This is a genomic window from Pseudomonas crudilactis (assembly GCF_013433315.1).
GTDB classification, from domain to species: Bacteria; Pseudomonadota; Gammaproteobacteria; order Pseudomonadales; family Pseudomonadaceae; genus Aquipseudomonas; species Aquipseudomonas crudilactis.
The window spans coordinates 268,848-278,616 of the sequence record NZ_WXVV01000004.1; the positions used below are offsets into that span (position 1 = coordinate 268,848).

At 58.6% G+C, this 9,769-nt stretch carries 3 protein-coding genes and 1 rRNA gene; all 4 read right to left on the reverse strand.

Features of this window, described 5'->3' with window-relative positions; genetic code table 11:
- Positions 1–68: 68 nt before the first annotated feature.
- The 4 genes from recD to rrf all read right to left on the reverse strand — a co-directional run bounded on the left by recD (position 69) and on the right by rrf (position 9,581).
- Positions 69–2,177, reverse strand: coding sequence for an exodeoxyribonuclease V subunit alpha (gene recD, locus GTU76_RS06895; protein ID WP_180698300.1), 2,109 nt, complete (start codon positions 2,175–2,177; stop codon positions 69–71).
- Positions 2,174–5,863 carry an exodeoxyribonuclease V subunit beta gene (recB, locus tag GTU76_RS06900; RefSeq protein ID WP_180698301.1) on the reverse strand — a complete coding sequence of 1,230 codons (3,690 nt, stop codon included), beginning with the start codon at positions 5,861–5,863 and terminating at the stop codon, positions 2,174–2,176. The genes recD and recB overlap by 4 nt, the downstream gene beginning before the upstream one ends.
- Positions 5,860–9,312, reverse strand: a complete 3,453-nt coding sequence (gene recC, locus GTU76_RS06905; RefSeq protein ID WP_175555454.1) for an exodeoxyribonuclease V subunit gamma — start codon at positions 9,310–9,312, stop codon at positions 5,860–5,862. Before recC ends, recB begins: the two co-directional genes overlap by 4 nt.
- A gap of 153 nt (positions 9,313–9,465) precedes the next feature.
- Positions 9,466–9,581: ribosomal RNA gene (gene rrf, locus GTU76_RS06910) — 5S ribosomal RNA — on the reverse strand.
- Positions 9,582–9,769 lie beyond the last annotated feature (188 nt).

Genomic DNA, 9,769 nt, shown 5'->3' on the forward strand with positions numbered 1-9,769 from the left:
AGTGAAACACCAGCGAGACACTGACCTCTGACCGGTTGGTCAGTAATCGCCGTCAATTGTCTGGATTTTCACCCCCGAGGCACGTTGCCCTCCTCCAGTTCCAGCATCAGCCCGCTCAGGCGTTTGACCTTGCGCTGCACCGCCTCCTCAAACACGCCGGCCCGGGGCTCGATCAAGGTGAACCAGTGCTTGGCCCGGGTAATGCCGGTGTAGATCAATTCTTTGGTCAGCACCGGATTCAAGGCATCCGGCAGAATCAGGGCCGTGTGGGCAAACTCCGAACCCTGGGATTTGTGCACCGTCATGGCGTAGACGGTTTCGACGTCGTTGAGGCGGCTTGGCAATACGAAGCGCACGCCGCCCTGACCGTCGTTGCGCGGGAACGCCACGCGCAACACCGGTTTGCCCGCATCAGGTCCTTCGCGCTCGGGCAGCTTGAGGGCGATGCCGATATCGCCGTTCATCAAACCCAGACCGTAGTCGTTACGGGTCATCAAGACCGGACGACCCTCGTACCATTGCTGATCGTTTTCGATCAAACGTGCTTTGAGCAGCGCGGCGGTGACCCGTTGATTCAGGCCTTCGACGCCCCAAGGCCCTTTGCGTACGGCACACAGCAACTGGAAGGTGTCGAACGCTTGCAGGACGTCACGAGCCCAGACGATCCAGTCAGGATGTTCGAGTGGCCTACCCGGCGGCGGACGCTGATTACGCAGCACAGTCAGGTAATGGCGGTAGCCTTGTGGGCCGTCGCCATGTCCCTCAAGCAACAGGCGCTCGAGCTTGTGATCATGTTCGCCCTTGAGCGGCAACGAATACACATCGTCATAGTGCCCGGTCGTGAGCAACTGCCGCGCCTCATCCGGCAACTGTTGGTTGACCCGACGCGCGAGCTGACCGATCCCGCTACCCTCGCCGAAACGCCGGGAGTGACGCAGCATCACCACTTGCTGGGCCAATGGGTGGGCGCCGCCGACATCCTCATGCAAGTCGCTGTCCTGTAACGACTCACCGCTGACCGACTCCAGCCACTGTCGGGTCTGCGGGCTGTACCAGCCACTTTCGGCGTCACGGCACAAATCCCCCAGCACCGCCCCGGCCTCCACAGAGGCCAATTGATCCTTGTCACCCAGTAATACCAGTCGAGCATGCGGCGGCAAGGCATCGAGCAGGTTGGCCATCATCTCCAGGTCGATCATCGAGGCTTCGTCGACTACCAGTACATCCAGTGGCAGGCGGTTGCCGGCATTGTGGCGGAAGTGCCGGGTGCCGGGACGGCTGCCGAGCAGACGATGCACCGTGGTGACGTCACAAGGGATTTTCGCCCGCACCTCTTCGCTGACTTCCAGCGACTGCACTTGTTGGCTGATGGACTCGGTCAATCGCGCCGCAGCCTTGCCTGTCGGCGCCGCCAGACGAATCCGCAGCGGATGACCGGAGGCGACTGCTGGGGCTTGAAGCAACGCCAGCAAACGCACCACCGTGGTGGTTTTACCGGTCCCCGGCCCCCCGGTGACGATGCTGAAGGCACCACGAGTAGCAAGGGCGCAGGCCAGCTTCTGCCAGTCGATCACTTCACCGACCTTGGCTGATCCGAACAGTTCGTTCAAGCGTTGTGGCAGATCATCCGGCGTTGGCTCAACCTGCTGCAAACGCTGGCGCAACGCCGTATCAATCCGCCGCTCGTAGGCCCAGTAGCGTCGCAAATACAGGCGTTTGCCTGACAACACCAACGGGCGTTGTTCTGCTGAATCACTGGTATCCGCCGCCAGTGCGACCAGAGAACTGCCCGCCAGAACCTTGCACCAGTGCGCGCCCTCAAGTGCCTCAAGCAATTGCGAAGGCAGCAACAGCACACCACCTTGCACGTCACCTTCAGGGGGCAACGACAGCGCGAAGTCGGGCGCTTTCAGGGTTTCATAAAGATCGAGACAGACATGACCGTGGCCAAGTTGATGGCTGGTCAGGGCGGCTGCGAGCAACACCAGCGGATCCGTGTCGCGCTCGAGCTCGTGAAGGAACGCGACGAATGCTTTGTCCAGCGCTCGCAACCAGCCGCGCTCGACCCAACGCGTCAGCAATATCAGAAGATCGTCGGCGCTGGTCAGCGGCGACAGCCTCGACAGACTGTCCGCTGCCAGCGGCGTGGGTAGCAGGTCGGCAAAGGTGCGGCTCATAGCAGGACTCCCTGTTCCCAGGCGGGCTCGGTCTTGGGTTCGGGTTTGCCTTGGAACATCCGGTCGAGACGCTCGATCAGCTCACGGGGCGGACGTACAAAATAGACACCGCGACTGTCAGCACGGGTGCCGCGCAGAAATAGATACAAGGCCCCGCCGACATGCCGGTCGTAATCGTAATCAGGCAGCCGGGCCTTGAGTTGGCGGTGCAACGCCAGCAGGTACAACACGTATTGCAGGTCATAGCGGTTGTCGAGGATCGACAGTTCCATGGCCTGCTCGGTGTAGGCCAGATCATCCACGCCGAGCCAGTTGGACTTGTAGTCGGCCACGTAGTAACGGCCATTGTGTTCAAAGGTCAGGTCGATAAAGCCTTTGAACATGCCATTGAGTTGCACCGGTTCTGCCGCCACGCGGGCCACGCCTCTGTGAGTGTGCTGACGCACCAGTTCGTCGAGTTTGAGGACATCGACTTTATGGCTGGCGAACCAGAACTCCATCTCGACCCGATATTGTTTCAGTTGCTCAAGAACAACCGGTGGTTGCCCGCCAGCAATCGGCAGTGGCGATTTGAGCAGGTGCTGCAGCCAGTCGCTCAGGGTGGTGATCCAGCCTTCCCAGCCACGCAGGTTACAGCGTCGGGCAATCGCATCTTCCAGCGCTTCGCGGGCAACGGCAAAACCGTCATCACCTGCCCATTCCAGCAAACCATGGAGAAACGTTCCCGGATTGGGGCCACGAGGAAAGCGGTGGATATCGGCGCCACCGGCAATGATTTCTCGCGGGGCGTCGGGATCGAGGCGCTCATCATCGAATAGTTTTTGCGCTTGCGGACTGTCCGGAGCCTCATCGCTGCCGACACTCAACACGTCGCTGATGCGCAAGGCGCTATAGGAGGCGATCCACCAGTTTTCGCTGGCCTTGCGCTTGGGCAACAGCGTGGCACTCAGCACGGCGTCATTTTGTGGCGGCTGGTAATGCTCGTCGGTGGGTTGTGGCATTTCATCGATGTGGATGGCCGGGCAGTCTTGTTGCAGGTCTTGCAGCCAGCGTTTCAGTTCGCTGGACTCACCCAGCGATACGCCACCGCCGAGCAGATAACCCAGTGCCGAAAGGTGCAGCACCGAACTGTTGTTATTGCCTCGCTTGAGGTCCGTTACGCCCAACCAACAGGCGTGCTGCGCGCGAGTCAGAGCAACGTAGAGCAAACGCAGGTCTTCGGCCAGACGCTCATCGTCCGCTTGCGCGATCAGCTCAGCGGTTGGTTTCAGACTCACCTGGGCCTTGCCCTCGGCATCGTGGTAATGCAGTGGCAAGCGACTGCCATCCACGGGTTTTGCCGAACAGATGAACGGCAGGAACACCAAGGGATATTCCAGGCCTTTGGACTTGTGGATGGTCACGACTTTGACCAGTTGCTCGTCGCTTTCCAGACGCAGAATCTGCTCTTCGCCGGCCTGACCGGACACTGCCAGCAGTTCGGCCAGATGACGAATCAGCGCTTGTTCCCCGTCCAGCTCCGCAGCCGCTTGCTGCATCAATTCCGACAGGTGCAAAAGGTTGGTCAGTACCCGCTCGCCATCCGTGCGCGTCATCAAGGTTTGCGGCAGATGGAAGTCGTGCAGCAGGCGGCGCAACATCGGCAGTACACCTTGTTTGCGCCATAGCTCGCGATAGCCACGGAACTGCATGACCCGGGTTTCCCATACCAGCTCGTCCTGGTTCAGACGTTCCAGCTCTGCCAGTGGCAGGTTCAGGGTGATACAGGCCAGAGCAGCTTTCAGTGAACGTTCGACATCCGGCTCGGCACAGGCCTTGAGCCAGGACAACAGGTCGTGGGCTTCTTGCGCCGCGAACACAGAATCCTTGTCCGACAGGTAAACGCTGCGCACGCCACGGGCGGCGAGTTCACCGCGTACAGCCTGGGCTTCTTTGCCGTCGCGCACGAGAATCGCGATGTCGGACGGCCTCAGACCTCTGAAGTCTTTGTCGTCCTGAACAAACCCCGCGCTAGCGTTTTGCCCGCCATTGAGCAGCGCAGTAATTTCGCTGGCGCACGCCGCTGCTAACTGCTGACGATAGACCACGCCCGACAGTGGCTGGTCGGTGGACAAGTGCCAGACATTCAACGCCGCGACAGCCTGCCCGGCAACTTGCAGATGTTCCTTGCGACCTTGAGATTCGACGGGAAGAAATGGCACCGGATTGTCGCCGTTTTTCTCGCGGAACAAAAATGCGCCGCGCCCCAGCTCACGGGACTCGGCGCGTGCGAATACATGATTGACCGCGTTGACCATGCCGTGGCTGGAGCGGAAGTTGGTGCCCAGCGTATGCAGCCGGCCAGTGGTGGCCTGACGTGCGCGCAGGTAGGTGTAGATGTCTGCACCGCGGAAGGCGTAGATCGCCTGCTTCGGATCACCGATCAGAAACAGGCCGGTGTCAGGGCTGTTGTCTTCAATGCGATAGATGCTCTCGAAGATTCGATACTGCACCGGGTCGGTGTCCTGAAACTCATCGATCAGCGCGACCGGGAACTGCTCGCGAATCAACGTCGCAAGACGTTCGCCTCCGTCGGATTGCAAAGCGGCATCCAGCCGCAACAACATGTCGTCGAAGCCCATTTCGGCGCGACGCCGCTTCTCTTCTTCAAAGCGTGCGCCTACCCATTTGGCGGCATGTTGCAGCACAGCGGCATCGGGAGTCGGCAATGCATCGAGGCTCGATTTGAGCTTCGGCATCGCGTCCAGGCCCGGGTGAACTGGAGCCTGGCCTTTCCACGCTTCGGCCATGCCGTCGGGCGTCAGTCGGGTGAAACCGGTGCCGATATCCAGTTGCTCCAGGGTCTCGTCTTCAGCCCATGCCTTGAGCTTTTCGAACCACGGTTCGAAGTAACGCGCCTGCATCTTGCGCCCGTCGACGGTTTTGCTCGCAACGCCTTGCTGGCAGATGGCGAGCAACTCGTCTGCCCACTGGCGCCACGGCATTTTCAGTTCGATCAGCGCTGCACGGCGTTCTTGCAGGCATTCATCGATCAGCTCTGCGGGAGCCTTTCCCTCATCGCTGTCACGCTCACTGGCGAACAGGCCGCGCACGCGAGGCAACAAAGCCGCCGGCCCCCCCCAATTGCTGCGAACCCAGTTCAAGGCATCGCCCTGCATCGGGTAACAGAACAGTCGCCAGTAATCGCGCAGCACTTCGCCGAGCAAGTCGCTGTGATCAGTTTCCAGAGATTGAGTGAACAAGCTGCCACTGTCGAACGCGTGCTCCCGCAGCATGCGCTGACACCAACTGTGGATGGTCGAAACAGCGGCCTCGTCCATCCATTGCGCGGCGACATCGAGGCGGTTGGCACAACCAGGCCACTGCTGTGGTTCGAATTGGTCGCGCAGTTCAGCAATCAGTCCGTCAGGAGCAGGTGTTTCGTCACGAAAGAATCGAGCGGCCTCAGCCAGACGCGTGCGTATGCGCTCACGCAGCTCCTTGGTCGCGGCATCGGTGAAGGTCACGACGAGAATCTGTGGTGGCAGCAATTCACGACCAAAGCCGCTCGACTTGCCACCGTGCCCAAGAATAAGTCGCAGATACAAAGCTGAGATGGTGAATGTTTTGCCGGTACCGGCACTGGCTTCGATCAACTGACTGCCCTGTAGCGGAAAGGCCAGTGCGAGGGGTGTCTTTGTGCTCATGCGCGAGTCCCTTCAGTGGACAGTGAACGCCATGATGCTTCAAGCAGTGGGCGATACAACGCGTCGCACCAACCGGCGAATGTTTCGTCCTCAAGCAATGCATCGAAGTCGGCATATTGCCGTGACAACGCGGGGCTCTCGCGACGCTCGCCTTCGCTAGTCTGCCCGTCACCTTCATAGGCTTTACGCGCTGCCGCTTCGGCCTTCAGCGGATCAGTTTGGGAAAGCCACGCAAAAGCGGTTTTTACCGCGACCGGCAGTGGCTGTCGCATGCCTGCCTGCCAAGCGAGGAGCAAGTCACCAAGGAAACGTATCGCTCGTGCTGGCTCCATGGGTTCAAGCAGCAATGTATCGTCGCTGGCTACCAAGGCTGTCGTCAGCGAAAGTCCGCTGGCGCAGGCCACCAAATGATTAACCCAAGGTTTGGTCAGCCGATGCCATTTGCGGCTTTTGATTGAGCCGATGCTGTTGGGAATGGTCGTGACCGACAACAGGCCTGCGTCAGCGCGCTGGTGCAAACCCGCGAGCCAGCCTTCAAGACGCAAGCCCTGCAATTCAAGGTTGACCGGCATCGCACTGTTCAAAGGGGTAGGCCAGAGTGCCAGCAATTGTTGATAACGCTGTAGCAAGTCAGGCAAAGGTTCGATCAGCTCACGTTGCAGGCACTCGCCAAACCCGGCCATAGGCAACAGACCACTGTTTTGCAGACGTCGGGCCTGGGCTGTCAGTGCTTGATCGATATTGTCGGGTTGCCTGAGAGCGGCTTCGAGCAAGCTGTCGCTGAGCGTGTAACGCTGTAATGCATCCAGCACGAAGGGTTCTTCGTCGGCCAGCGGTGCTTCGGCGGCCTCGAAATAAACCTTGAGGCGCTGGGTGAAAAAGTGCCGAACCGGGTTGCGTAAAAAGTCCTGCAACAGAGCCAGGCTCAGCGGCTCTTCTTGTACATAAGGGCTGAGTAACTGAGTTTCGTTTTGAGGCTCATGCTGTTGATGCAGAACCTGCCATTCACTGGCATAGCTAAACAGGTGATCGCCTTCATGAAAATAGCGCGCACTGAATGGTTGCAGCGGATGCTCTTGCGTCATGTCACTCAACAGATCGCGGTTTTCGTCGAGCAATCGCCAGCCACTTGCGAGGTGATCCCGCAATTGCCCGATCAACACTGAAGCCGGTCGCTCACTGTTATCACGGATGCTGCGACCAACCCAACTGATGTAAAGCTGGTTGCGCGCAGACAAAAGCGCTTCAAGCAAAAGGTAGCGGTCGTCTTCACGCCGGGAACGATCTCCCGGACGGTAGTCGCTACCCATGAGGTCGAAATCCAGTGGCGGCTGCGCACGGGGATAATCGCCGTCGTTCATACCCAGCAGGCAGACCAGTTTGAATGGAATGGCGCGCATGGGCATCAACGTACAAAAATTCACGGCGCCGGCCAGAAAACGCTGAGACAAGCGCCCCTGATCCAGCCCCGCGAGCCAGGCTTCACGAACCACAGTCAGTGGTAGCTCATCCGCCAGGCCTACTGCCTCGCACGTTTCCAGCCAGGTCTCACGTAGCTCTTCGAGTTGGGTCAACAGGTAGTCGTCGTGCTCGTTGCTGGCTTTGAAGAACAGTTGCATCAGCGCTTGCAATCGATATCCCCACTCCTTGGGCTGAGCGGATTGGGTGAGCTGCTGATGGGCGAGTTCCAGAGCATCGAGCAAAGCCACCAACGGCCCGATCAGGGCGGCGTCTAGTCCACCAATTTCATCATAGGGTTCGATCCCTTCACACGCGTTGGCGCTGCCTACGGCGTAGCCCAGAAGCATGCGTCGCAGACCGAAATGCCAGCTGTTTTGCTCGAGTTCGTCGGGTAAACCCAGACCCGCGCGTTGCTCGGCATTCATGCCCCAACGCACGCCTGCGCCTTCTATCCAGCGGTGCAGTGTTGGCAAGTCACGCTCCTCAACACCAAAGCGCGCGCGAAGTGCAGGAACGTCAAGCAGGTCGAGGATTTCACTGACCGGAAAGCGGCTATCGGGAAGCTTGAGCAGGTGTTCGACTGCGATCAGCAGTGGATCACGACCACGCTGCCCCTGATCCGCCAATGTGAACGGGATGAACCGCGCATCGTGGCGATCAAGCTGACCAAACACCGCGCGGATATGCGGTGCATAGCTATCAATGTCAGGCACCATCACGATCACATCGCGAGGACGCAGATCCGGGTTGGCACTAAAACGCGCCAGAAGCTGGTCATGCAGTATTTCAACTTCACGCTGAGCGCTGTGGGCAATGTGAAAACGGATCGACTCGTCTTGTGTCAGATCGACAACAGGCCAGTGTTCGCGAGTCTCATTGAGTGGGCGCAACTCAAGGATGTCGTCCTGAAGTTGATTGAGCAGATTGTGTGGTTGAGTTTCGCTGAACAGGTCTATGCGGCCGTCGCGGAAAGCCGCCCGATAGCTATTAGGATCGTCATAACTGTCGAGCAGGTTGATGTAGTCCCGGCCTTGTTTACCCCATGCAGCCAATAGTGGATGAGCGTGTTGATGCAGTGCATCAGGGTCCAGCACTGTGGGCATTCCAGTCTTGCGCGATTGCCGCTTATATTGATGCCGCAACAGATCCTTGTCGGCAACAATATCGGCCCAGTGGTGACGGCACGGGTTGTGTACACACAGCAGGACCTGGCTGAAACGCGCAAGCCCGGCCAGTGCTTCAAGCACTTGGGCTGGCAGCGAAGAAATCCCGAAAACGATCACCCGCGAAGGTAGTCCCCCAGGAGCTTCGATAAGGTTATTGATGCGCTCGATAAACCGTTGGTGAACGCCGGCGCGGCTCTGCGCCATACCTTGTTCGCCTACGTCATCCAGCAGCGCACGCCACAACTCTGCCTGCCAGCAACTGGTCGGGGGCAGTGGTTTGACTTCGCCCCTGACGTTGCGCAATTGATGTCGGCCTTCGGCCCAGTCTTCAAGCCAGTCGGCCCGGTACACCTGATACTGGTCGAACAGATCCGCCAAGCGCTCGGATAATTGGTAGCGCTTGCGCAGGTCGGCGTCATTGATGAGAAAGCGTTGTAGCGGTTCGAAATGAGGTCGATCAATAACCTGAGGGAGCAGACGCATAAGGCGCCAGGTCAACGGGGCTTTATCGAGCAGGGACTTGGGAGGAATTTCATCTCGCCCCAATACCATGCGATACAACTGCCACATGAAACTGCCCGGCAGTTGCACATCAATCGCTGCGGCAATACCGCAACCGCCAAGGTCGTCTTCCTCAGGGTCTTCGGCCAAGGCCAATTTGAGCCATTGGGCAATGCCGTTGCTCTGCACCAGCGCTATTTCGTTTTCCAGGGGAGCAAGCGGATAACGCCGCATGATGCTGATCACAAGGCTGCGCAGTTCGTCCAGGCTGTTGCTCTGGACCACCATGAATGCAGCGTTGAGGGACTGAGCGTCCTGCATAAAGGATTCCTTGGAAAGTACGAAAGCCAGGGCAGAACCTTAGCATTGTCGGCAGGTTGTGACAGCCGGACGGCGCCTGCGAATGTTGTAAGAACTTTCCTGCGGACAAAACAAAACCCCAACTGCTTTCGCAATTGGGGTTTCGGAATTTAATCTTGACGATGACCTACTCTCACATGGGGAAACCCCACACTACCATCGGCGATGCATCGTTTCACTGCTGAGTTCGGGATGGGATCAGGTGGTTCCAACGCTCTATGGTCGTCAAGAAATTCGGGTACCGAATCGTGGCCAGTTGGCCTCGCTTCAGCAAATTGGGTATGTGACAGCTAGGTGTTTGTGAACATCGAACTTTCGGTTCGTTTCGTCTTCACACACCGCAATCTGGCTTTTAAGCGCAAATTGCTTGGGTGTTATATGGTCAAGCCTCACGGGCAATTAGTATTGGTTAGCTCAA

Bases quoted from the DNA above. Each gene is read 5' to 3' on its own strand.
- recD (WP_180698300.1), bottom strand. From the start codon at position 2,177: ATGAGCCGCACCTTTGCCGACCTGCTACCCACGCCGCTGGCAGCGGAC.
- recB (WP_180698301.1), bottom strand. From the start codon at position 5,863: ATGAGCACAAAGACACCCCTCGCACTGGCCTTTCCGCTACAGGGCAGT.
- recC (WP_175555454.1), bottom strand. From the start codon at position 9,312: ATGCAGGACGCTCAGTCCCTCAACGCTGCATTCATGGTGGTCCAGAGC.